This is a genomic window from Synechococcus sp. LTW-R, assembly GCF_014217875.1.
Taxonomy (GTDB): Bacteria; Cyanobacteriota; Cyanobacteriia; order PCC-6307; family Cyanobiaceae; genus Vulcanococcus.
The window spans coordinates 1,719,308-1,741,963 of record NZ_CP059060.1 but is presented as its reverse complement, the minus strand read 5'-3'; the positions used below and the strand labels follow the sequence as shown (position 1 = coordinate 1,741,963).

The window sequence follows — 22,656 nt, the reverse complement described above, 5'->3', positions numbered from 1 at the left end:
GTCAGAAAGTGCGGCTCAGCCTACCGAGGTTCTTCCACAGGCTCAGCATCGGCATTGGCCTGGGCTCGCTCCACATCGCCCTTCAAGTTGGCGTTCGCCAGCAGAACGCTTGTGGCCTGGCGCAGGCGACTGCCCCAGAGCTGCTCTTGCTGGTAGCTGCTGAGGACGTAGTTGGGATCGCCGGCCAGGGCCCGCTTGGCCAGGTCGAGGCTTTCGCCATTGCCGGGGTCCTGGGCATTGAGGGCTGCTGCCAAGGCCAACATCGGCTCGGCCGCCGTGGGCCGAATCGTCAGCACGGATCGCCAGCGTTGGATGGCTTCGGCGTCCTTGCGTTGCTCATAGAGCACCAGGGATTGGTTGTTGATCGCTTCCCAGAAATCGCTGCGCAGCTTCGAGGCCCGCTCAAAGGCTGAGAGCGCGGCTTTGGATTCCCCCAGCAGGATGTAGCCATTGCCGAGATCGAAGTAGGAGACGGCGTTCTTGTCGTCGATGCGCTGCCCCTCGCGGATCAGCTCAATCGCGCGCGCCGGTTGGTTGGCCTTCAGGGCCAGAGAGCCCTGGGCAAACAGGATCCCGGCGTTGCGGGGATCGAGGTTCCGCGCTTGCTCGAGGGAGGCGGAGGCTTCGGCGTCCTCGCCGCTCCGCAACTGCGCTTCCGCCAGCAGCAGCCAGCCCCGGGAATCCGTCGGGATGAGTTGAACAGTCAGGGCCGCCAGGCTGGCGGCTTCCTCGGCCTGGCCGAGCTTCAACAGTCGGCTGGCGGCTTGGGCAATGCCCAGACCTGCGGCCTCCAGGTTGCGCTCGCTGGGCAGCACCACGTAGGGCACCAGAGCCTTAGCGGGGCCCCCAGTGAGGCTGGCCAGCATCAAGGGCGCTGCGGCGAGAACCTTCAACCAGCGCGCAGCCATCGATGGAGGGCGATCGAGGGCTCAGCCTAGGGCCGCTGCAATGTTTCGCCTCCACATCGCGGGTTTGATCCGCCGCAGGGCTGAGGCCCGCAGTTTGTCGTCCCAGTCCGCATCGCTCCAGCCCAGGGCTTCAGGTCCTTGGAGGTCCAGCCACCAGGGACGGGGTTGCAGATCGGGATCGCTGCTGGAGACCCGTTCCCCCTGGTTCCAGGGGCAAACGTCCTGGCAGATGTCGCAGCCGGCCACCCAACCGTTTAAGCCGCTGGCGATCTCGGGCGGTAGCTGCTCCGCGCGGTTCTCGATCGTGTGAAAGGCCAGGCAACGGCGGGCATCGACGACAAACGGTTCGCGGATGGCGTCCGTGGGGCAGGCGTCGAGGCAGGCGCGGCACGCTCCGCAATGGGGTGTGGCGGGTGCGTCCGCTGGGAGGTCCACGTCGGTGAGCAGGTGCCCGATCAGCAACCAGGACCCCCAGTCGCGGTTGATCAGGTTGCTGTGTTTGCCGATCCAGCCCAGGCCGGCTTCCTCTGCCCAGGCTTTGTCCAACAGCGGCGAGCTGTCGACGCAGGCGCGCCATTGGGCCTGCGGCTGCTGCTCCTGGAGCCAACGTCCCAGGGCCCGCAAGCGCCCATCGATGAGCCGGTGGTAGTCCCGGCCCCAGCCGTAGCGGGCCACTTTCAAGCTGCCAGGCGCCGGCTGGGCATCGACGTAATAGTTGAGGCCGACCGCGACAACACTGCGGACCCCTGGCAACAGCGCCTCAATGGCTTGGCGTCTGGGGTCCTGCATCCAGGCCATCTCCCCGTGATGTCCTGCGTTCAGCCAGCGCTGCAGGGCGGCGGTGCGCAGGCGTAGTCGCTCACTGCCGCCCGCTGAGGCAATCCCCACGAGGTTGAAGCCCAACTCCAGGGCTTGGGCCTTGAGCGCCACGGCCAGATCCTCAGCCGGAAGGGGCTGTGGCTTGGGTTGATCGCCCCTACGCTTGCCCAACTTCCAAGGCCCTCCCGGTGAGTTCAGCTGTTGCAGGACGTTTCCCCAGTCTGTTGCGCTGGCTGGGGATCACCCTGGTGGTGCTGCTAGCGCTGCAGCTCCTGGCGGTGCTCTCGGTCAATGGTTGGGGCGAGCAGAGCTTCCGTCAGCTGCTCAGCTCCACCCTGATCACCCAGTCGCCGATGGCCCTGGTGGGGATGCTGTTGATGCTGCTCGGTGCGCGTCTCGAGGATCCCCAGTCCGGTCCGACGCCCCTGCGTTGGACGGTTTGCGTGATCAGCGGTGTTCTGGCCTTGGCCCTGCTGTTCACGGTTCCCGCCACCATCAGCGGCGACCAGAGCCTGAGCGATCAGACCAACCAGTCCCTGCAAGCCCAGCGCGGTCAGCTGGAGCTCGCCAAGGCCCAGCTCGACAACCCCAAGGTGCTGGAGCAGGTGATCGAGCAGGGGGTGCAGAACGGTCAAATCCCCGAGGCGGCCAGCGACGAGGAGAAGAAGAAGGCGGCCCGTGCCTTCATGGAAAGCCAGCTGCAGCAGGCCGAAAACCAGATCAAACAGGCTGAGACCCGCCGCGATCTGGCGTTGAACCAACGCCGGATTGGTGGGACGGGCACCGCTGTCGTCTTGGTGATCGCCTTTGCGCTGCTTGCCCTGGCGGCTGTTCTGTAGGGCGACTGGCTAAGTTGCAGGTTGGCACTTTGTGACCGGAATTCCGGCCAGTCGAGCGACGCAATTCAGTGGTGCAATCCAGCCCCAGACCTGAGCAACCGCTGGGCGATCGCCTCCAGCAGGACCTCAAGAACGACCTGATTGCAGGCCTGTTGGTGGTGATTCCCCTCGCCACCACCATCTGGCTCGCAACGACGGTGAGCCGTTTCGTTCTGGCGTTCCTGACGTCGATTCCGAAGCAGCTGAACCCGTTCAACACCCTGAACCCGGTGCTTCAGGAGTTGATCAACTTGGGTCTGGGTCTGCTGGTTCCCCTGCTGGGGATCCTGTTGATCGGCCTGATGGCCCGCAACATCGTCGGCCGTTGGTTGCTGGAGTTTGGAGAGGGCACCCTGCAGCGGATTCCCGTGGCGGGCTCCGTCTACAAGACCCTCAAGCAATTGCTGGAGACCTTCCTGCGGGATAACTCCAGTCGGTTCCGCCGCGTGGTCCTGGTGGAATATCCCCGTGAGGGGCTCTACGCCTTGGGCTTTGTCACCGGTGTTCTCGGGGCGACGTTGTCGGCTGGCTTTGAAAAGCCGATGCTGAGCGTCTTCATCCCGACGGCCCCGAACCCCACGACCGGTTGGTATGCGGTGGTGCCGGAGTCTTCGGTTCAGGACCTGGATCTCTCCGTGGAAGATGCCTTCCGCACGATCATCTCGGCCGGCATCGTCAATCCCGATGAGCGAGAGACCCCGGCCAGCCGCAGTTTCTCGAGCCTGCTCGCCCAGTTGCGAGCCCCCGCCTACTCCCCCCTTCCCTCCAACAAGGCCTGATGCAGAGCCGCTCCGTAGCCCGCGAACTGGCCCTGCTGATGCTGGGTCAGGTCAGTGACCGTCAGCCCAGCGCCGACACCTCCCTCGACACCCTGCTGCAGCAGGCCCTGGCTTCCCTGAGCCAGCACGTCCGGGAGGCCCTGGATCAGGCTGCGACTGAACTGCAGGCCGCCCAACAGCAGCTGTTGGACAGCGAGCTGCAGGATCAAGGCGCGGTGGGGCAGTTGCCCCGGATTCGTCAGCACCTGCAGGACGGCCTCGAGCACGCCGAGAACGGTCTGAATCGCCTCTCCGCGAGCCTGGAGCTGCCCCGGCTGTTGATGCTTTCGGATCAAGAGGAGATCAGACGCGGCGCCATCGACCGAGCCCGTGCCGTGCTGACTGGTCGTGCCGATTTGGATCAGCGTTTGGATGCGGTGATGGAGGGTTGGCGCCTGACGCGGCTCCCCCGGATCGATCGCGACATCCTCCGTCTCGCCGCCGTGGACATCGAGCAGTTCAACACTCCCGCGCCGGTGGCTTGCAACGAGGCCGTCGAGCTGGCCAACCGCTACAGCGATGAGCAGGGCCGCCGCATGATCAACGGCGTGCTGCGTCGTTTCACGAACGCCCCCGCCAAGAGCTGAGAGACGGCATGGTTTACGACTGGTTCAATCGCAGCGCGGCCCCTCAGAACCCCCAGGATCCCCAGCCGGAACAGCCTGCTGAGCCCCCTGCCCAACAAGAGGCTCCGGCAGTCCCCACCCCTGCCGCTGCTGAGCCCGCTCAGGGGTCCCCAGACATCGATCAGGACGCGCTCGATTGGGCACGCCAGGCCTACGCCCGCCTGAAGGCCCAGCAAGAGGCGCAAAAGCAGGAAGCGGCCGCGGCTGCTGAGCCAGAACCGGAACCAGCGCCCCCAGCGGAGGCCACTCCCGAGCCCGAGCCTCTATCTGCTCCGGCTCCGGATCCCGTACAAGCTGTTCAGGCCTCCGAACCGGCGGCTGGCTTGTCCTTGCTGGAGCAGGCCGCAGCCCAGCGGGCCCAGCGCCAACAAGAGCAGCTGGAGCGGGCCATCGAGACTCCGGTCGCGCCGGTTGAACCGACTCCTGCGGCGACCGATGAGGCGGCTCCGAGTCTCGGTGACTTCGATGAGGACTTCACCTGGTCGGCCGAGGTGTTGGCCGCCCAGGGCCGCCAGCTCTCCGATATTTCCCTCGAGGAAATCGACTGGCTCGGGCGCCTGCGCCGGGGCATGGAGAAGACCCGCCAGGGCTTCGTCACCCAGCTGCTCGACACCCTGGGCGATGACCCGCTGACCCCTGAGGTTCTCGACGACCTCGAATCGCTGTTGCTGCGTGCGGATGTCGGGGTGCAAGCCACCGACCAAGTCCTTGAGGCCCTGCGTAAGCGCCTTAACGAGGAAGTCGTCGAGCCCGAGGAGGGCATCCGCTTCCTCAAAGATCAGCTCAAGGGTCTGCTCGATCAGCCCATCCAGGCCAGTGGCACGGCATTGCTCGCTCCAGAGCGCGGTCGCCTCAACGTCTGGCTGATGGTCGGTGTGAACGGCGTGGGTAAAACCACGACCCTGGGCAAGCTAGCCAACCTGGCGATCCGCAGTGGCTACAGCTGCCTGATTGCTGCTGCCGACACCTTCCGGGCCGCGGCGGTGCAACAGGTTCAGGTTTGGGGCGAGCGCAGTGGCGTCACCGTGGTCTCGAACCCCTCCGCCAATGCGGACCCTGCGGCGGTGGTCTACGACGCGATCGGTGCGGCCCAGGCCAAGGGCACGGACCTGGTGCTGGTGGACACCGCTGGTCGGCTGCAGACGAAGCACAACCTGATGGAGGAGCTCTCCAAGGTGCGACGGATCGTGGACAAGCTTGCCCCGGATGCCCAGGTGCAGTCGCTGTTGGTGCTGGACGCCAGCCAGGGCCAGAACGGCCTGAAGCAGGCCATGGCTTTTGCCCAGGCCGCCGGTCTGACCGGGGTGGTCCTGACCAAGCTCGACGGCAGCTCCCGCGGCGGCGTTGCCTTGGCGGTTTCCTCGGAAGCCGGGCTGCCGATTCGCTTCATCGGTGCGGGCGAAGGGATTCGCGATTTGCGGCCCTTCAACAGCTTCGAGTTCGTCGAAGCACTCCTCGCCAAATAAGCCAAACAATCGCGGCTATCTTGCGCGCAAGTGAGCACCTTGCCGCCTGCCCATCATTCGCATCCCGGTGGAGTGGGCTCCCTGAAGCCGGCATCCGCCGTCGCTTCGCTGCGTCAACTGCTCGACAGCCTTGGGAAGGAGCAGCGCCGCAACCAGGAGCTCTTGGCCTCGCTGGCTTTTGCGCTGCGCAGCTTCACCAACCTCGAGCGTTTCCTGGAGTTGGTGCCCCTGGTGGCCACCCGTCTCATTGAGGCCGAAGGGGCGGCGCTGGTGGTCTTCCACCCCGATGGGCGCCTGTGGCGGGAGCAGCTCCATGGCAGCCACCCCGAACTGCTGCGCCAGCTGGCAACGCTGTCTGATGAGCAGCTGCAGCAGGCCTCAGGAGACGAGGCGGTGGCCCAGCTGCTGGATGGGCTGGTGCGACGGCACTTGGCGGATCGGCCCTTGGTCGCCACTTCTCTGTCAGCCCGCAGCCGCGTTCGTGGGCGCTTGTACGTGTTTGGCTCCAAGGCGGGCCTGAGCTGGAGCGAGAGCCATCGCCGCCACGTCCAACTGGTGGCGGATCTGGCCGGCGTCGCGGTGGAAGGCGATCAGCTGCTCCAGGAGGCCCGGCGCCATGAGCGCCTCGATCGCCAGCTCTCCACCGGCGGAGAAATCCAGGCCCAGTTGCTGCCGGATCACTGCCCCGTGATCGAGGGGGTCGAATTGGCCGCCCGCTGCCGGCCTGCCTTTGAAGTTGGTGGGGATTACTTCGACTTCATTCCGACTCGGCCCCAGCTGATTGGCCGGCAACGGGAGCAGGGGCGTTGGGCCCTGGTCATTGGCGATGTGATGGGCAAGGGGGTCCCGGCGGGATTGTTGATGACCCTGTTGCGGGGCATGCTCCGGGCCGAGGTCTCCAGCGGCTTGCCTCCTGATCAGATCCTCCATGACCTGAACCAACTGGCCCAGGAGGACCTGGCCCAGTCCCACCGCTTTGTCACGCTCTTCTACTCCGACTTCGACCCCCGCACCCGCCTGCTGCGTTACGCGAACGCCGCCCACAATCCGCCCCTGATTTGGCGGCGGATTCACCATGCGGTGGAGCGCCTGGATGCCCCAGGGCTCCTGATTGGCCTGCAGAGCGAGGCCCAGTACGGCTGCAAGCAGATCGTGCTCGAGCCGGGTGATGTGTTGCTCTGCTACACCGACGGCGTCACGGAAGCCTCTGGGCTCAACGGCGAGCGCTTTGACGAGGAGCGCTTGGTTCAGGCCCTGCAAACGGCCTGCCGCTCTGGTGGTGGTGCCCAGGGGATTTTGGATCAGTTGTTTGCCCGCCTCGATCGGTTCGTTGGGCCCGATCGCCCCCTCGATGACGACGCCTCGATGGTGGTCTTGAAGGTGCGTGAGGAGGTGGCCCTGCCGAGCGTGAGTAGTCGCCTGCCAAGCTGAGATTCAGCAGCGATACCGGGCCCGATGGCCGTTGATTCCTCTTCCTCCACCTGGAGTCAGCGCTTTGAGCAAGGTCTGCATCCAGCGATTGAGCGTTTCAACGCCTCAATCGGTTTTGACATCACCCTGCTGCAGCAGGACCTGGATGGATCGATCGCCCATGCCCGGATGTTGGGCAGTACCGGGGTGATCACGGCCGAGGAGGCTGAGCAGCTGGTCGGCGGCCTCGAGCAGGTCCGAGCAGAGGCCGCCGCGGGTCAGTTCAACCCTGGTCTCGAAGACGAGGACGTGCACTTCGCCGTGGAGCGAAGGCTGATCGCGATCTTGGGGCCCTTGGGCAAAAAGCTCCATACCGGTCGCTCCCGCAATGACCAGGTGGGCACGGATTTGCGGCTCTGGCTTCGGGGGCAGATCGACTCGATCGATGGCGCCTTGGTGCGCTTCGAGCGGGCGCTGCTGGCCCAGGCCGATGCCCATGCAGACGTGATGATCCCGGGTTACACCCACCTGCAGCGGGCCCAGCCGATTTGTTTGGCCCACCACCTGCTCGCTTATGTGGAGATGGCGGAGCGGGATCGAGCTCGCCTGCAGGACCTGCGCAAACGGGTCAACATTTGCCCTCTAGGCGCCGCAGCCCTGGCGGGGACCCCGGTGCCGATCGATCGCCGTCAGACGGCGGCGGCCCTGGGCTTCGACGAGGTCTATGCCAACAGCCTCGATGCGGTGAGTGACCGCGACTTCGCGGTGGAGTTCACCGCGGCGGCCAGCCTGGTGATGGTTCATCTGAGCCGCCTCAGTGAGGAGGTGATCCTTTGGGCCAGCGAGGAGTTTCGCTTCGTCAGCCTCACGGATCGCTGCGCCACCGGCAGCAGCCTGATGCCCCAGAAGAAAAATCCTGATGTTCCCGAGTTGGTGCGGGGCAAGTGCGGGCGCGTTTTCGGTCACCTGCAGGGACTGCTGGTGATGATCAAGGGCTTGCCCCTGGCCTACAACAAGGATTTCCAGGAGGACAAAGAGGCCCTCTTTGATGCAGTGGCTACGACCCTTGCTTGCCTGGAGGCGATGGCGATCTTGTTCGAGGAGGGGTTGGAATTTCGTTCGCAGCGTCTCGAGCAGGCGGTGGAGAGTGACTTCTCCAACGCCACGGATGTGGCGGACTACTTGGTCGGTAAGGGCGTCCCCTTCCGCGAGGCCTATCAATTGGTGGGGGGCCTGGTCAAAACCTGTCTGCATGAGGGGATTCTCTTGCGTGAGTTGCCGCTGGAGCGTTGGCAGGAGCTTCATGCCGCCTTCGAAGCTGACATCTTTGAAGCCATTCACCCCCGTCAGGTGGTGGCGGCCCGCCGCAGTGAAGGCGGAACAGCTTTTGATCAGGTTCGGCTTCAACTGGAGCGAGCCAAAGCGCGGCTCCCACAGTGAGCCAACCGGTTCAAATCGCTTCAGCCGGTCTAGGGTTCAAGGAATGAATTCACGCCGAATCGGCCCAGACGGCCTGTGAGCATCTTTGTTGGCAACCTCCCTTTTCGCGCAGAGCAAGAGGACGTCGCCGAGTTGTTTGCCCCCTTTGGCGAGGTCGCCAATTGCGCCCTTCCCTTAGAGCGGGACACCGGTCGTAAGCGCGGATTCGCCTTTATCGAACTCGCCGATCCTGATAGCGAAGATCGCGCGATCGAAGCCCTTCAAGGCGCTGAGCTGATGGGCCGCCCCCTTCGCATCAACAAAGCCGAACCCCGTTCGGGCGGCGGTGGTGGCGGTGCCCCACGCCGGGTCGGTGGCTATGGCGGTGGCGGCTCTGGTTATGGCGGCGGTTATGAGAGCAACCCGGCACCCGCGCCTCGGGTCGATCGCCCCTCCGGTGCCCAAGGGTGGGAAGACCGCAGCTACGGCAGTCAGAACGACTCCTTTGGCGAAGGCAGGACCCGCCGTCGCCGCAGCAGCTATCAGGGCGACTAGTCCTGGGCGATGACGCCCCAAAACAGGGCGTAGAGCGCGGTGACCACACCAAGGCTGGTGCCCCAGCTGGGGCCCAGACTGAAGCCAAGGCCCAGGTTGATGCCAAAGCCCATCACCAAGGCCAGGGCAATGCAACCGCTCAGCTTGAGGCTCGCGACTCCGGTCGCGTCTTCCTCATCCAGGAGCCGTCCACTGAGGGGGATGTAGGCACTGATGGCCCAGAGGGCCGTTCCTGGAAGCCACAGGCTCCAACTCGTGAGTAGCCAGTCGGAGATCACGAGGGCGCAACCGGAGCAGGGGATCTCCTTAGCATCGCCCTTCTCAAGCTGACCCCCGTGATTGCTTCGACCTGGCACTTTCAGGGGTACCCCATCCATTGCCTGCAAAAGGGTCCGTTGCAGGCCACTGCCACTGAGAGGCCGGCGCTGCTGTTGGTCCATGGCTTTGGGGCCTCGACGGATCATTGGCGCTTCAACATCCCTGCCCTCCAGGAGCACTACGAGGTCCATGCCCTCGATCTCTTGGGATTTGGGCGCAGCGCCAAGCCAGCCGGTCCCAAGTACGGCGGTGCTCTCTGGCGCGATCAGTTGGTGAGCTACGTCCGGGAGCGCATTGGTCGTCCGACGGTGACCGTCGGCAATTCATTGGGCGGCTACGCAGCCCTGGCGGCAGGGGCGGCTTTGGGGCAGGACAGCGCGGGGGTCGTGCTGCTGAACGCGGCCGGCCCTTTCTCCGATGAGCAGGGGGAGCCGAAGGGTTGGGGGGCGATTACCCGCCGAACCGTCGGTTCAGCCCTGCTGAAGAGCCCCATCCTCCAGCGCCTGTTGTTTGAAAACATGCGTCGCCCCGGGAACGTGCGCCGCACCTTGAACCAGGTCTATATCGATCGGACCAACGTCGATGACGAGTTAGTGGAATCAATTCTGGCCCCGTCCCGGGATCCTGGCGCCTTTGGGGTTTTTCGAACGGTCTTTGATATTCCTCGGGGCCAGCCCCTCGATGAGCTTTTTGCCGAGCTCCAGTCGCCGCTGCTGCTGCTTTGGGGCATCCGTGACCCCTGGATCAACGCGGCCGGTCGTCGGGGGGCGTTCGAGCGCCATGCTCCGCAGGGCACCCAGGAGGTGGTGCTGCAGGCCGGCCACTGTCCGCATGACGAAGTCCCCGACCAAGTGAACAGGTCCTTGTTGGAGTGGTTGGCGCAGCTCCCTTAGTCTTCGGCGATGCTCAAGGGTTCGGGACGGAAGCGGCGTTTTTTGGGCTACGGCGCCCTGAACCTCTTGGCGACGAACGTGGTGCTCCAGGGCCTGCTGTTGGTAATGGGCACGGGTTTGGCCACGTTTCTCAGTCAGCTGCTGAACGTGGGGCTGGGGTTTGTTTTGTACGGCAAGCGGGTCTTTCGGGTGGAGCGTTTGCAGAAACGCTCGGCGCTTTCGTATGCCCTGATGGCGCTCTGCCTGTGGTGGTGCAACTGGGCTGGGATTGATTGGTTAGCCGGGTTGGGCCTCACTAGAAACTTGGCTGCTCTGATTTTGATCCCTGTGTTGGCAGCTCTTTCCTACGCGGTTCAAAAGCTGGTGGTTTTCCGTCAGTAAGCCTTGGAGAGTGTGCTGGACTACTCCCAGTTAAGTACGCGTCCCATGGTCTCGGCAGGAAGCCGCCCACTCCTTTCGGTGATCATCCCCTGCTTCAACGAAGCCGCAACGATTCTTGATCTCATTGAGCGTGTCCGTCAGGCGCCTGTGCCCTCAAAGCAGCTCATCGTTGTAGATGACGGGTCGACGGATGGGACCAGAGACTTGTTGAGCCGTCTCGATGCACCGGACCTAACAATCCTCATGCATGAGAGGAATCAGGGTAAAGGAGCTGCTTTGGCGACGGGGTTTGCAGCAGCAGAGGGTGAAATTTGCATCGTTCAAGATGCCGATCTGGAATATGACCCAAATGAATTCCCCCTAGTCATCGGACCGATTGTTGAAGGGAAAGCAGATGTCGTTTTTGGTAGTCGCTTTCAAGGCGCAGCTCCCCATCGCGTTGTTTATTTCTGGCACCGTATGGGAAATGGATTTCTAACACTGATGAGTAATATGTTTACCGACCTCAATCTGACTGATATGGAAACTTGCTATAAAGCGTTCAGAACAGAGATCATTCAGTCGATACCGATACGTGAAAGACGTTTCGGCTTTGAGCCTGAGATTACTGCGAAAGTCGCAAAGCGTCGTTGCAGGATATACGAAGTCGGTATCTCTTACTATGGCCGAACCTATGACGAGGGGAAAAAGATTGGCTGGAAGGACGGAGTGCGCGCAGTTTGGTGCATCTTGAAATACAACCTCGCTTCTAAGTAAATACTTGAATAAAACCTATTCTCGACATCTATCCGTATTTGTCTGGATCGCTTTTGGTGTTTATCTCGTCTCGGCGATTTCATCGCTTTCACCCGATCTCATTTCATATGACGAACCGATTGATTACCATGCAGTTACGGGTCATGTATGGCATGCATTTCAAGCGGTTCGCCTGAAGGCCCCAGACTATACAGACATTATCTCGAATACGGAGTTCTACGGGCAGTACGGACGACTGCTTGGGTGGTTCTTTTTCTTCGCTCATCGATTCTTTCTGTTTGGCCGAGGATCCTTTGAGCAAGTCGTCAACACTAGCCTAGTTGATTGGAATCTGACTGGTTATATATTTTTTTCACACCTTGCCAACATCCTTATTTTTTTGATCGGTGGATATGCCGTCTATTCCATTGCAAAGCGCTTTGGTTCGGCTGAATCCTGGCTATCGCTCTTATTTTATCTCACTCTTCCAGTTTTAGTTGGCCATTCTTTGTTTAGCACGAAGGATGTACCTGCGGCTGTTGTCTATACTTGCTTTACAGCGTCGGCACTTCGCTTTGCTTGTTTGCAGTCACGTTTTAACTACTTATTAATAGGGCTCACCGCGGGTGCCTTGTGCAATATCAAAGTTCTATTCTTTCTGCCAGTACTTCTTACGATTGCGCTGATTAGTTTTTTTTCTCGCCATGAGCTTGATCCTTGTTGGAAACTGAATCTAGTTAAGTCAATCGCAATCCAAGTAACATTAACAGCATTTTTCTGGCTTGTTCTCACTCCCCCGGCCTGGCTCAACCCAATTGAATATATCCTTAATGCTTTCCAGCTTTTTAGTAACTTTCACCAGGGTGGAGGATGCACAGACCTACTTGGGCATCAGTTTTGTTTAGGAAATAACAGGCTGCTAACTCTTTTATATCTTTTGGGTTGGCCGCTTGTCCACCTGCCATTGATCCTAATTTTAGGAGTAGCAGCGTATGCATTTTCTCTTTGGAGACGTTTTTCATTGAAGAGCATGCCAAGCCGAACTGATTACTCGTCTAGGGTTCAGCTGCTTCTATGGCTTCAAATATTAATAGTGCCTTCTTTGGCTGTCTTCGCCGGCAGTAATCTATATGACGCAGACAGGCATTACTTATTTATCTATCCTCCGATATGTATTGTTGCTGCAAATGGCATCTTCAATTTGGCATCAACATTGTCCGACCGCATCTTCAGAATCTTTCGCTTAATATTAGCGAGCTTAATCATCATATTGATGATTAACAACCTAATGCTTTCTCCTTATCAATATATTTACTTCAATGAGGTTGGTCGACTTTTTGCTAGCCACCGAAATACATCTCTTGACTACTGGGCTGTTTCTGCACGAGAAGCCGTGCAGCAATCAATTTTGTACGGTCAACTTCCTCTGCAGCCAAGACTCTTTAGTGCTGTTGACTTTGTAGAGCCTCCTCCCTTCAACTATGCATTAAGGGCGATGGGTGCTTCGGTAACAGACGACAAAGGCCTCCCTGGAGTGTATTTCAAATATCGTAATCCAGGTGATCTGAGATTTCCACCGCAAACAGGCCAAAGCCGGTCATGTGACGTAGTTCATGAGGTTCATCGTCGTCAGTTGCTTTTTGCTCCACTTCTTCTCTCTAGGCTATACCTTTGTCCTCCAGCTGATTCGAGTTTGCCGAGCTAGTTGTGGAACGAAAGAAGTCAGTCGTTCGGATTAAAGAGCTCTTGCAATCACTAGCTCGTTATATCTTTCGTGTTGTCATTCCGATTTTAATCCTTCCGCTCTTATTGTTCTTTGTGGCTTCACCTTGGTTGGGTGCAAATGAGTATCCGCTACCTTCTGGCCTGAATATCGAACCTGCCGCTTGGCTCAGGTGGGATTCATTTCACTATTTATCCATTGCGCAACAAGGATATTCGGCTCAACCTTGTGGGGAATTTGTTTGTGGGAATACAGGTTGGTTCCCGTTGTTTCCGTGGGTGATTAATGCATTTGCGACCTTGGGTCTATCAATATCCAGTGCCGCGTTGTTCGTCACGCTCTTATCGTTATTGATATCGTCTGAAATCCTCTCTCGTTTGATACAGAGGCGTTGGTCTCCAGTCTCCGTTGCCGCTGCATTTCTACTGCTACCTGGCGGTATCTATCACGTGGCAGCTTTTCCTGTTTCCCTGACGACGGCTTTAGATCTCTCAGCGATTTGGTTGTTTTTGCATTCTTACTTGGGCGCATCGGCAGTTAGCGCCTTCTTAGCGGCATTGGCATACCCAAGTTCCGTGATTCTTTCGATTGCATTGAGCCCTTTCCTGTTTGAGACAACAGTTTCGAAAAGAGTGCAAACAACTTTTTTTCGCATTCTTCCTGTAGCTGCTCCAGTGTTTGGCTACTTTGCGTCTAGAGCCTGGATTGATCATGCCTCTGGCATTGTCTCGGCTTACTCCTTGACGCAAGCAAGATATGGCCATGCCTGGAGTGTCGCGTTTTCGGTCCTTCGCTCTTCAGTTCGCTACTTCTGGAAGAATCCGGTTTATCTTCAGACAGCTACAGTCTTTGTTTTCATGATTGTTGCGACGGCTCTTGTATTGCGCCATCTTTCATATACAAATGCGCTATTGAGTCTCTGTTTCTTGTTGATGGGGTGGTCGTGCTGGATTCTCCCGCATTTTATTGGCGACAGCATTTCTATTTATCGGCAAGAAGCTCTGCTCGCGCCGTTCTTTGTTTTTGCGGGCAGCTATTTGCCGCGCAGGCTTGTGGTTTTTGTGTCTGTTCCTCTAATTGCCATGTTCATTGTGATGACTAGATTGTTTTTTGTTGGCGAATTGGTCTAGCTCTGCTTTTTCTGTACATCTTCGTTGGTGCTGCCTAGCCTTGGCTTCTTGCTTTGCACCTGTTCATGCACGTCTTTGAAGCTCCTCACGGTGATCGCCTTCAAGTGGTTCCCGAACGTGGTGGTTTGTTGACGAGCTGGATTTGCAATGCTCAAGAGCGTCTTTATTTCGATTCGGAGCGCTTTGCCGACCCCGCCAAAAGTGTCCGGGGCGGCATTCCCGTGCTGTTCCCGATCTGCGGGAATCTCCCAGGGAACCGTCTCGATCTCCCGCAAGGCAGCTACACCCTTGCGCAACACGGTTTTGCCAGGGACTTGCCTTGGCAACTGCAGCCCTTGAGCGATGGCTCAGGGATTCGTTTGGTGTTGGAGTCCAATCCCCAAACGCTTGCGGCGTTTCCCTTCGCGTTTCGTTTGAGCCTGGATTACCGGCTGGAACCCTCGGCCCTCGAGATTCTGGCCACGGTTGAACACACCGCCGGCAGCGAAGGCCCCATGCCGTTCTCGCTAGGCTTGCATCCCTATTTCGCTGTGAGTTCGCTGTCGGCCGCCAGCTTGGAGGGTTTGCAGGAGAGCTGTTTGGACCACCTCCAGATGGCTCCTGCTTCAACGGCCGATCAGTTGGCCAAGCTCTCGGAGGGAGTGGACCTCCTCGCAAATCCCACGGGCGATGCGGTTCGCCTGGTCGATGCGGGTTCGGGCCAGACCATCACCCTTGAACTCACCGCTCCCCTGGATTTGGCGGTGGTCTGGACGGAACCACCTCGACCGATGGTTTGCCTCGAGCCTTGGACAGCTCCGCGCGGTTCCCTCGCGACGGGTGATCGCTGTCTGCAGCTCGACCCTGGACAGGCGATGCAATTGCGTTGCCGTTACGTCTGCTCAGACCCCGGGTAGTCGCCCTCGGGCGAGCTGTTGCAGGGGGTCAAACTCCCGCTTCACCGCTGCGACCAAGTCGTGGTTGGCGCCTGTGGGCCAGGGTTTGAGGCCATTTGCGGTTGGTTGCTGCAGGAGTGTCAGCTGACCACCCAAGGATTGGCAGCGCTCGCTGAGGCTGGTGACTTGCTGGGACGGAAGGTCTTCGGGTTCCGCCCAGCCCATGCCTTGGCCGATCCCTGCGGCCAGGTTGAGACGAATATCGGCCTCACCCAGCAAGGCATGGGCTTGCGCTGGTGGCAGGCCAATACGTATCAGCCAGCGTTCCTTCTTGAGTGATGCCCCGGCTTCACGGCCTGTGCCCTCGAGCTCCTGCAGTGAATCGGCATCAAGGCTGATCGCTTCCAGCCCGAGGGTCATCGCGTGGCTGCGGAGCCCCTCCAGTTGTGCAGTCACAGCCTCGAGGCTGATGCTGACCAGCCCCAACAGGAGGCTGGGGTCTCCTTCGGTCGTCCTCCAATCCAGCCTTTGCGGCATCAGATCGGCCCGGAGGCAGGCCTGTCGCATCGATTCCAATGCTTTGAGCTCTCCCTGGAAGAGCAAGCCAGCGCGGTGGGGCTGTTGAGGGAAGGTCCGCAGGGTGACCTGGGTGATCAGTCCAAGGCTGCCCCAACTGCCGCAAAACAGCCGCATCAAGTCGTAGCCGGCCACGTTTTTCACCACCTGGCCACCTGCTTTGGCCTCGGTGGTGTCCGCCCGCATCACCTCCAGACCGATCACTTGATCGCGGATCCCCAGGTAGCGCTGACGAAAGCCACCGGCCATGCCACGGGCGACTAGCCCACCGACCGTTCCGCTCTGGCCTCCATCGGTCCCGCTCCCCCAGGGCCAATCGACGGCGAGCCACTGTTTGCTGTCTGCCAGGGCGGCCTGCAGGTCGATGAGGGGAAGACCAGCTTCAACGGTCACGGTGAAGTCGCCGCTGGAGTGATGCAGCAGCCGGTTCAGCTTGGTGGTGCTTAAGAGCTGCGGCTGCTCGAGCGGCGCACCCCAATGCAGCCTGGTGCCTGTGCCCGCCGGAGTCCACGGCAGGGCCTGCTGATGCCACTGACGCACCAGATCTTGGAGTTCGCTGCGTTCAGGGCTGATCACGGCACGATGGTGCCATGGCTGAGCGGATCAAGGTCCTGGTCCTCGATGACGATCCAACGGGATCGCAGACGGTGCACAGCTGCCCCTTATTGCTGCGTTGGGACGCAGACAGCCTGCGTCATGGATTGGCGCATCCCTCACCCCTGATCTTTCTGCTGGCCAACACGCGGGCCTTGGATCCCAGGGCGGCTGAGGAACGCGTTCGGAGTATTTGTCAGGCCCTTAAACCCGCCTTGGCTGAAGCTCAGGCGGCGGGAACGATTGATCGCTGGTTGGTCCTCAGCCGCGGGGACTCCACCCTGCGCGGTCACTTTCCGCTGGAGCTTCAGGTGATCGAGCAGGAGCTGGGTCCCTTCGCCGCCACCTTGCTTGCCCCTGCGTTTTTGCCTGGGGGACGCACCACCAAGGACGGCATGCACTTGCTGCATGGGGAACCTGTTCATGCCACAGCCTTTGCTCAGGATCGTCTCTTCGGCTTTTCCAGCAGTTACCTGCCGGATTGGGTCGAGGAGAAAACCTCCGGCCAGATCTCAGCTGCGGTGGTCGAGCGGATCGGTCTTGTTGACTTGGAGGCCGGCCCTGATGGTTTGCAAGCACAGCTGGCTGCTCTACCTCCGGCAGCGATCGCCTGTGTTGATGCCGAGCAGCCTGAGCAGCTGACAGCCATCGGCGAGGCGATCTGGGCGCGTGCGCGTCAGGGGCAGCGTTTCGCCCTGCAGTCAGCCGCCAGCTTGATTAATGGGCTCGTGCCGCTGCCTCCGCAGCCGCTCGATGTGTCTGGGTTAGCCCGTCTCCGGCGGCGAGAGCCCAGTGGTGATTGGCTCCCTGGCTTGGTGCTGGTGGGTTCCCACGTCCCCCTAGCTGATGCACAACTGACCACCCTGTTGGCAGAGCCGGCCTGTGCTGGCATCGAGCTTGATGTCAGCAAGGTGGCCCGCGTTATCAGCGGGCCTGAACCGGTTCGATTGTTATCCAGCTTGGAGCAGTCCTGGCGGCAACAGATCGAAACGGTGCTCAGTGAGGGCCTGACTCCCGTTGTCTTCACCAGCCGCGGCGAGCTCCATTGCTCGAGCGCTGCGGAACGTCGGGAGCTTGGGATGGCGCTGGCTGAGCTCATGGCCCGGCTTGCAGCAGCCTTGGCCCCTCAACTGGGCTATCTGATCAGCAAAGGCGGAATCACGACCCACACGCTGCTGGAGTCGGGTTTGCAGGCCCCTTGGGTGGAGCTTCAGGGTCAGCTCTTCGCCGGACTCTCGCTGGTGTTGACCCCTTGCGGCCTTCCGGTCATCACCTTCCCCGGCAATTTGGGTGATGCGCTGAGCTTGCGTCAGGCCTGGGAGCTCATGCAGCAGCCCTGAGCCGTTGGCTGGCTTCTGAGGCCAGGCCACCGGCGGCGACCAGTGCGAGCGCCCAGAGGCTGTTCACGGAATCGCTCCAGAGGGCTGCGAGCAAAAACGCTAGCGAGACGGTTGCCACAACGATCGGCGTCAGCGGGTAGGCCCAGCACCGAAAAGGCCGATCCAGCTCGGGCTGACTTTGCCGCAACACCATCAAGGTGATGAATCCACAGAGGGGCAATCCCACGTAGAGGAAGGCCCCCATCCCCAGCAGACTTTCAAAGGAACCACTGACCACCAGCAGGGCGCTGCAGAGGGAGGTGATCAGCAGGGCATTAATGGGGGTCCCGCCAGCATTCACTTCGGCGGTGAAGGAGGGCATCAGCCCATCGCGACCGAGGCCAAACAGGATCCGTGGTGCGGCCATGGCCACCGTGTTGGTCACCCCCAACAGGGAGATCAAGGCCACGGCGGTGATCACTGTCCTGCCCAATGGCCCCACGAGGCGTTCGGCGGCGGTGGCGGCGGGCAAGCTTGATTCCGCGAGGACGGGGATCGGCAGCACATGCAGCAGTGCGGCATTGATCAGGAGATAGAGCCCTGCGACGGCGAGCACACCTCCGATCAGTGAGCGCGGCAAGTCCCGGCTGGGTGTGCTGAATTCTTCAGCGAAGTAGATCGGGCAGGCCCAGCCGTCGTAGGTTGTGATCACGGCTTGTAGGGCCAGCACCACGGGCACGAACAAGTTCACATCCGGTGGGATGAAGCTCGCGGGAGCTTCCACGCGATTTGGGAGCGGCAGCGCGAAGCAAGCCACCACCAAGGCCGCAAAGATCAGTGCCTTGATCAGGCTCAGGAACTCTTGGCTGGCGCCGCCCGAGCGCACGCCGGGCCATTGGATCAGGGTGAAGAGCGCCAAGATCCCAACAGCGATCCAAGCGCTGCCAATCGGCAGAAGGGGAGCGAGGTAGTCCCCCAGGGTCGTGACCACCCAGGCCAGGCCGATGCAGTGGGCGATCCAGTCGCTCCAGCCGACCAAGAACCCTGCCCGACGCCCAAACGCTTCTTCGGCGTAGACGTACCAGCCCCCTGCTCTCGGCATGGCTGCCGCCAGCTCAGCCACACAGACGGCGCCCAGCAGCGCGTATGACGCTCCCAGTATCCAGATCCAGAGGATCAGCGGCTGGGAAGGCAGTTGATCGGCCACCAACCCCGGGATCCGCAGGATGCCAGCCCCAATGGTTCCGCCAATGGAGCCCGCAAGCCCAAAGCCCACGCCAAGCACTTTGAGCAGGCGGCCGGAATCGTTCAAACCTCAATACCGATGGCACGGACCAGGCTGACCAACGCCCTGCTTTCAATGTGGACCAGATCCCGCAACCGTCAAGAAAACCTGGCTTGGCATGTACCTAGGATCCGGCGATGCCAAGCAGAGTGCAGCTGCCGAAACCGCTGGCGTGGGCTGGTCTGGATGCCGGCTTGATCGTCGCTCTGTGGGTGGGTTTTCACCAGCTTCGCTTTGGCGTGGAGCCTGAGATCAGCAAGGGGCCGCTGATTGTCATTCCCCTCTTGGTTTTTCTGCAGTGGTTGCTGGGCGCCTATGCCGGCCTTGCCCGCCGCACCCTGACGGTTCAAGACCACTTCAACCGGTACCTCTCCGCCTGCATCGCGGTGGTTTTGATGCTGGTGGTCAGCTACGTGGTGTCGGGCCTCAGCTTGGATGCATCCATTGGCCGCGGCTTCCTGATTCCAGTGCTGTTGAGCGGTGGCTGCAGTCTTTTGCTTCTGCATGGCCTGCAAGGCAGTAGTCATTTCTGGCAGCCCCAGCAGCGCTGGTTGGTGTTGGCCGAGAAACAAGAACGACGGGTGTTGTCCCAGGAGCTGGAGCAGGGGGGCTGCGATGTGCCTGCAGCCGTGGAATGGCGGCCCCTGTCTGGTGCCGCCCCGATTCCGGATTTCCTGCCTGAGCTGCTCAAGCTCCAAGGCGTCGCCGTGGGCCGTGGCTCGGTGATCGCTGAGGACCAGGAGGTGCTTTTGCGCTGGCAACGCCAGGGCGTGGTCATTCGTCCCCTTGCGGATTGGGCCCTACATCACTTGAAGCGCTACCCGCCTGGCCTGCTTCAACAGTTGGATTGGACGGAACAGCTGGAGCGCTTGTCCGGTCCGCGTTCACCCCAGCGCTTTCGGCTCAAGCGTTTGGTGGACCTTCTTCTAGCGAGCGCAGCCTTGCCCGCGCTCGCCACGCTGCTGGTGCTCACCCGTCTGAGTTCCAAGGTCGCGATGGTTCAGTCGCCGTGCGCTGGCATTGATGGCCAGGTCTTCGGTCAGTGGCGCTTTGGTGGGTCCCGCTGGTTGGAGCGCACAGGCCTGGCGGCTCTGCCTCAAGTTCTCAACGTGCTGCGGGGTGAGATGAGTCTTGTGGGCCCGAGGCCGGTGAGTCCCGAGCAGCAGAACCATCTGCGTGATTTGGATGAGAGTTTTGAGCTCCGACTCTTGATCAAGCCTGGGATGACCGGTTGGGGTCGAATCTCGGGACCAGCACCCCAGGAGGTTGATGCCTTGCGTTGGGAATTGGGCCGCGATCTCTATTACCTGGCCCGCGGATCGGCGCCCCTCGATCTCTGGATCCTGCTGCGAGCGGGTTGCAGTTTGCTGGTGAAATCTTCGCTGGGCTTGATCCAATGGCCGTAACGAAGCGTCGACTGGCGGCGCTGGTCACCCATCCCATTCAGTACTTTAAGCCGATCTTTCAAGGCTTGGCGGCTGACCCTCAGGTCGAGTTGCTGGTGGTTTACGGCTGTGACCACGGCTTAGAGGCCAGCGCTGATCCTGATTTCGGGGTGACGTTTGCCTGGGATAGCAATCCGATCGAAGGTTTTCCCTCAAGCTTTGCCAGCAAGGCACCCCTGCAGGCCTTGAGTTCCACCAAAGGTGCTTGGCCCATTGCCCGCCAGGCGGCCGCGCAGATCCAGGCGTTTGAGCCCGATGCGGTGTTGGTCTTCAGCTACTCCCCGCGGTTCATTCAGTTCACCACCCTCCTGTTAGCCCAGGCAGGACAGAAGCTTTGGCTGCGGGCTGAAACGACCGACCACGCCCTCGAGCGCTCGGGGGTGAAGCGCTTTCTGCGTGATCGGGTCTTGAAGCGTTGGTATGGGCTTTTTAGTCACGTCTTCCCGATCGGCACCCGCTCACAGCAGCACTACGTGCGCTTGGGCATTCCCTTTGAGAAACAGAGCCTGGCTCGCTATGCGGTTGATGTGGATTTCTTCGCCGCGCAGGTGGCCCAATGGACGCCGCAGCGTCAGCAACTGCGGCGCGGGTTGCAGATTCAGCCCGGCGACCACGTGTTGCTGTACGTCGGCAAGATCAGCCCGGTCAAAAATCCTTTGCTGCTGCCCCAGGCCCTGGCGCACTTAAAAGCCGACCCACGATTGAATTCAATCGTGGTGGTCGTGGTTGGCGATGGTGAGTTGAGAGTGGCCCTGGAGACTGAACTGGAAGCCGTGATTCCTGGTCGTTGGCGCGGGATGGGCTTCCAAAATCAGCAGCAACTGGGCCGTTTTTATGCGCTAGCGGACACCTTGGTGCTGCCCTCGATCCAAGGGGAGACCTGGGGATTGGTGGTCAATGAGGCTCAGCAATTTGGACTGAATGTGATTTGCAGCGACAAGGTGGGATCGTCGGTTGATCTCGTGGAACCCTCTGAGCGGGGGAGGGTCCATCGCAGCGGTGATGCAGCCGATTTTGCAAGGGCCATTGCTGAGCTCTCCGCGTCTTCGGCGCTGGCGAGCCCGGGCATGGAGCATTTGCCCCATCCTCAGCAATTGGTGGGGCAGGTGCTGAACCAGCTCAAGGACTTGCCCGAAAACTGCGGCTGAGCAGCTGCATCGGGTGCAGGACTTCAAGCGTGGCTGGGGCGTGCTGACGCAGTTGAAGGGTGCAGCCGATGTTCGAGCTGGCGGCCAGGCTCGCCCCGGTTCCCGCCAAATCCGTCACTTTCATTCGACCCAACTCGGCGGCCGCTTCGGGTTGCACCAGGTTGTAGATCCCGGCACTGCCGCAGCAGACCCCTGCATCCAAGGCTTCTTTGAGGGCGAGATGGGGGATGGCCCTCAGGAGCTGTCTGGGTTGAGCCTTGATCCCTTGCCCGTGGATCATGTGGCAGGCGTCATGGAAGGCCACCGCCAACGGTCGCTCGGCACTGGCGGGTGAGCCATCGGCATGGGCAAGGGGCGTGAGTTGCTTTTTAAACGAGGGCGCCAGGCCCACTTCGCTGAGGAATTCGTGGACGTCTTTGACGGGTGCATCAAAGGAGGCCTGAGCTTCTCCAGCGAGGATTTGGCCGTACTGCTTCAGGGTGTGGCCGCAGCCTGAGGCGGCGATCAGGACCGCGTCCACCGGTTCGCTGGTCTTGAACGCCTGAATCAGATCGCGCGCGAAGGTTTTGGTCTGCTCGAGTTCTCCTTGGTGATGGGTGGCAGCTCCACAGCAGCCCTGTTGCTCAGGGATGACGACTTCAAAACCATTGGCGCTGAGAACAGCAACGGTGGATTGGTTCACATCAGGGTCAAACACCCGTTGAACGCAGCCAAGGACCAAGGCCACCCGTCCGCGTTTGGGTCCTTGGGCGGCCACGACGCTGGGGAAAGGCGCCGCTTCTGAGGTCTTGGGCAGCTCGGGCAGCAACCTGTCCATCGCTTCCAGTTCTGGCCCCAGCACCCGCAGCAGGCGGTTGCGCCTCACCCAGCTTTGAAGACCCGAGCCGCTGTAGCTCCGCAGCAGCGAGAGCAGTGGCCGCAGGCGGTTGGGGTACGGCAGCAAGGAGAACAACAGCTTGCGGAAACTCCGCTGCCAGGGGCTTCTGAGTTCCGGAGCGTTCAGCTTGGGCCGGGTTGCTTCGAGCAGTTCGTCGTAGCGCACACCCGATGGACAGGCGCTGACGCAGGCGAGGCAGCCCAGGCAGGTGTCGAAATGGGCTGCGACCTGTTGATCGAGCGCGAGTTCTCCATTGCCAATGGCTTTGAGCGCATGGATCCGTCCCCGTGGGGAATCCATCTCTGTGCCAAAGACGCGGTAACTCGCGCAGGTTGGTAAGCAAAAACCACAGTGCACGCAGGGATCGGTGCTGTTGATCAGGGGCTCGGCCATGTCAGGTACTTTGCCCTCCAACTGCCTAAAGGTGGCTGCTTCATGACAGGCTTTGGTGTGCGGAG

General features: G+C 60.8%; 22 protein-coding genes. 16 read left to right on the top strand and 6 right to left on the bottom strand.

Annotation, left to right across the window (positions count from 1 at the left end; genetic code table 11):
- Nucleotides 1-20: 20 nt before the first annotated feature.
- Together H0O22_RS09790 and queG are read right to left on the bottom strand one after the other, a co-directional pair.
- Complete coding sequence (locus H0O22_RS09790; protein WP_185186482.1) at nt 21-908, bottom strand: tetratricopeptide repeat protein; 888 nt, start codon at nt 906-908, stop codon at nt 21-23.
- 21 nt (nt 909-929) lie between these two features.
- Nucleotides 930-1,898, bottom strand: a complete 969-nt coding sequence (queG, locus tag H0O22_RS09785) for a tRNA epoxyqueuosine(34) reductase QueG (protein ID WP_185186481.1) — start codon at nt 1,896-1,898, stop codon at nt 930-932.
- Nucleotides 1,899-1,915: 17 nt separating this feature from the next.
- On the opposite strand from queG, the gene H0O22_RS09780 reads away from it, so the two are divergent.
- The 7 genes from H0O22_RS09780 to H0O22_RS09750 all read left to right on the top strand — a co-directional run bounded on the left by H0O22_RS09780 (nt 1,916) and on the right by H0O22_RS09750 (nt 8,899).
- A complete protein-coding gene (locus tag H0O22_RS09780) occupies nt 1,916-2,566 on the top strand; it encodes an HpsJ family protein (RefSeq protein ID WP_255439266.1) in 651 nt (216 codons plus the stop codon).
- Between the two features lie 68 nt (nt 2,567-2,634).
- On the top strand, nt 2,635-3,384 hold the full coding sequence (locus H0O22_RS09775) for a DUF502 domain-containing protein (protein WP_010314136.1): 750 nt from the start codon (nt 2,635-2,637) through the stop codon (nt 3,382-3,384).
- The gene (nusB, locus tag H0O22_RS09770) at nt 3,384-4,010 is read left to right on the top strand and encodes a transcription antitermination factor NusB (protein ID WP_185186480.1); all 627 of its coding nucleotides are present in this window, start codon (nt 3,384-3,386) and stop codon (nt 4,008-4,010) included. Before H0O22_RS09775 ends, nusB begins: the two co-directional genes overlap by 1 nt.
- Before the next feature lie 8 nt (nt 4,011-4,018).
- On the top strand, nt 4,019-5,515 hold the full coding sequence (gene ftsY, locus H0O22_RS09765; RefSeq protein WP_185186479.1) for a signal recognition particle-docking protein FtsY: 1,497 nt from the start codon (nt 4,019-4,021) through the stop codon (nt 5,513-5,515).
- Between the two features lie 30 nt (nt 5,516-5,545).
- Nucleotides 5,546-6,946: a PP2C family protein-serine/threonine phosphatase gene (locus H0O22_RS09760; RefSeq protein ID WP_370521441.1), complete on the top strand. Its 1,401-nt coding sequence runs from the start codon at nt 5,546-5,548 to the stop codon at nt 6,944-6,946.
- A 24-nt stretch (nt 6,947-6,970) separates the two neighbouring features.
- A complete protein-coding gene (gene argH, locus H0O22_RS09755; protein WP_185186477.1) occupies nt 6,971-8,365 on the top strand; it encodes an argininosuccinate lyase in 1,395 nt (464 codons plus the stop codon).
- 75 nt (nt 8,366-8,440) lie between these two features.
- Entirely contained in the window at nt 8,441-8,899 is a 459-nt protein-coding gene (locus H0O22_RS09750; protein ID WP_185186476.1) for an RNA-binding protein, read from the top strand.
- On the opposite strand, the gene H0O22_RS09745 is transcribed toward H0O22_RS09750, so the two are convergent.
- Nucleotides 8,896-9,177, bottom strand: coding sequence for a hypothetical protein (locus H0O22_RS09745; protein ID WP_255439263.1), 282 nt, complete (start codon nt 9,175-9,177; stop codon nt 8,896-8,898). The two genes, H0O22_RS09750 and H0O22_RS09745, sit on opposite strands and share 4 nt — an antisense overlap.
- Before the next feature lie 57 nt (nt 9,178-9,234).
- Between H0O22_RS09745 and H0O22_RS09740 the strand changes: the two genes are divergently transcribed.
- From H0O22_RS09740 to H0O22_RS09715, 6 genes are all read left to right on the top strand, one after another.
- Nucleotides 9,235-10,110: an alpha/beta fold hydrolase gene (locus H0O22_RS09740; RefSeq protein ID WP_185186475.1), complete on the top strand. Its 876-nt coding sequence runs from the start codon at nt 9,235-9,237 to the stop codon at nt 10,108-10,110.
- A 9-nt stretch (nt 10,111-10,119) separates the two neighbouring features.
- Nucleotides 10,120-10,491 carry a GtrA family protein gene (locus tag H0O22_RS09735; protein ID WP_185186474.1) on the top strand — a complete coding sequence of 124 codons (372 nt, stop codon included), beginning with the start codon at nt 10,120-10,122 and terminating at the stop codon, nt 10,489-10,491.
- Nucleotides 10,492-10,503: 12 nt separating this feature from the next.
- Complete coding sequence (locus H0O22_RS09730; RefSeq protein ID WP_255439261.1) at nt 10,504-11,247, top strand: glycosyltransferase family 2 protein; 744 nt, start codon at nt 10,504-10,506, stop codon at nt 11,245-11,247.
- A 4-nt stretch (nt 11,248-11,251) separates the two neighbouring features.
- Entirely contained in the window at nt 11,252-12,931 is a 1,680-nt protein-coding gene (locus H0O22_RS09725; RefSeq protein WP_185186473.1) for a hypothetical protein, read from the top strand.
- Nucleotides 12,932-12,933: 2 nt separating this feature from the next.
- Complete coding sequence (locus H0O22_RS09720; protein ID WP_185186472.1) at nt 12,934-14,079, top strand: hypothetical protein; 1,146 nt, start codon at nt 12,934-12,936, stop codon at nt 14,077-14,079.
- Between the two features lie 65 nt (nt 14,080-14,144).
- Entirely contained in the window at nt 14,145-14,975 is an 831-nt protein-coding gene (locus H0O22_RS09715) for a galactose mutarotase (RefSeq protein WP_185186471.1), read from the top strand.
- Here H0O22_RS09715 and H0O22_RS09710 read toward each other — a convergent pair.
- On the bottom strand, nt 14,961-16,106 hold the full coding sequence (locus H0O22_RS09710) for an FAD-binding oxidoreductase (protein WP_185186470.1): 1,146 nt from the start codon (nt 16,104-16,106) through the stop codon (nt 14,961-14,963). The genes H0O22_RS09715 and H0O22_RS09710 overlap by 15 nt on opposite strands.
- Before the next feature lie 14 nt (nt 16,107-16,120).
- Between H0O22_RS09710 and H0O22_RS09705 the strand changes: the two genes are divergently transcribed.
- Nucleotides 16,121-17,464: a four-carbon acid sugar kinase family protein gene (locus H0O22_RS09705; protein WP_185186469.1), complete on the top strand. Its 1,344-nt coding sequence runs from the start codon at nt 16,121-16,123 to the stop codon at nt 17,462-17,464.
- Here H0O22_RS09705 and H0O22_RS09700 read toward each other — a convergent pair.
- Nucleotides 17,448-18,755 carry an APC family permease gene (locus H0O22_RS09700; protein ID WP_185186468.1) on the bottom strand — a complete coding sequence of 436 codons (1,308 nt, stop codon included), beginning with the start codon at nt 18,753-18,755 and terminating at the stop codon, nt 17,448-17,450. The genes H0O22_RS09705 and H0O22_RS09700 overlap by 17 nt on opposite strands.
- Before the next feature lie 110 nt (nt 18,756-18,865).
- On the opposite strand from H0O22_RS09700, the gene H0O22_RS09695 reads away from it, so the two are divergent.
- Both H0O22_RS09695 and H0O22_RS09690 read left to right on the top strand, forming a co-directional pair.
- Nucleotides 18,866-20,134, top strand: coding sequence for a sugar transferase (locus H0O22_RS09695; RefSeq protein WP_185186467.1), 1,269 nt, complete (start codon nt 18,866-18,868; stop codon nt 20,132-20,134).
- Nucleotides 20,125-21,321, top strand: a complete 1,197-nt coding sequence (locus H0O22_RS09690; RefSeq protein ID WP_185186466.1) for a glycosyltransferase family 4 protein — start codon at nt 20,125-20,127, stop codon at nt 21,319-21,321. The genes H0O22_RS09695 and H0O22_RS09690 overlap by 10 nt, the downstream gene beginning before the upstream one ends.
- Here the strand turns inward: H0O22_RS09690 and H0O22_RS09685 are convergent.
- Entirely contained in the window at nt 21,293-22,591 is a 1,299-nt protein-coding gene (locus tag H0O22_RS09685; RefSeq protein WP_185186465.1) for a (Fe-S)-binding protein, read from the bottom strand. The two genes, H0O22_RS09690 and H0O22_RS09685, sit on opposite strands and share 29 nt — an antisense overlap.
- Nucleotides 22,592-22,656: the final 65 nt, after the last annotated feature.

Excerpts from the sequence above, each read along its gene's own strand:
- H0O22_RS09790 (WP_185186482.1), bottom strand. The coding sequence starts at position 908 with ATGGCTGCGCGCTGGTTGAAGGTTCTCGCCGCAGCGCCCTTGATGCTG.
- nusB (WP_185186480.1), top strand. The coding sequence starts at position 3,384 with ATGCAGAGCCGCTCCGTAGCCCGCGAACTGGCCCTGCTGATGCTGGGT.
- ftsY (WP_185186479.1), top strand. The coding sequence starts at position 4,019 with ATGGTTTACGACTGGTTCAATCGCAGCGCGGCCCCTCAGAACCCCCAG.
- argH (WP_185186477.1), top strand. The coding sequence starts at position 6,971 with ATGGCCGTTGATTCCTCTTCCTCCACCTGGAGTCAGCGCTTTGAGCAA.
- H0O22_RS09735 (WP_185186474.1), top strand. The coding sequence starts at position 10,120 with ATGCTCAAGGGTTCGGGACGGAAGCGGCGTTTTTTGGGCTACGGCGCC.
- H0O22_RS09715 (WP_185186471.1), top strand. The coding sequence starts at position 14,145 with ATGCACGTCTTTGAAGCTCCTCACGGTGATCGCCTTCAAGTGGTTCCC.
- H0O22_RS09705 (WP_185186469.1), top strand. The coding sequence starts at position 16,121 with ATGGCTGAGCGGATCAAGGTCCTGGTCCTCGATGACGATCCAACGGGA.
- H0O22_RS09695 (WP_185186467.1), top strand. The coding sequence starts at position 18,866 with ATGCCAAGCAGAGTGCAGCTGCCGAAACCGCTGGCGTGGGCTGGTCTG.
- H0O22_RS09690 (WP_185186466.1), top strand. The coding sequence starts at position 20,125 with ATGGCCGTAACGAAGCGTCGACTGGCGGCGCTGGTCACCCATCCCATT.
- H0O22_RS09685 (WP_185186465.1), bottom strand. The coding sequence starts at position 22,591 with ATGGCCGAGCCCCTGATCAACAGCACCGATCCCTGCGTGCACTGTGGT.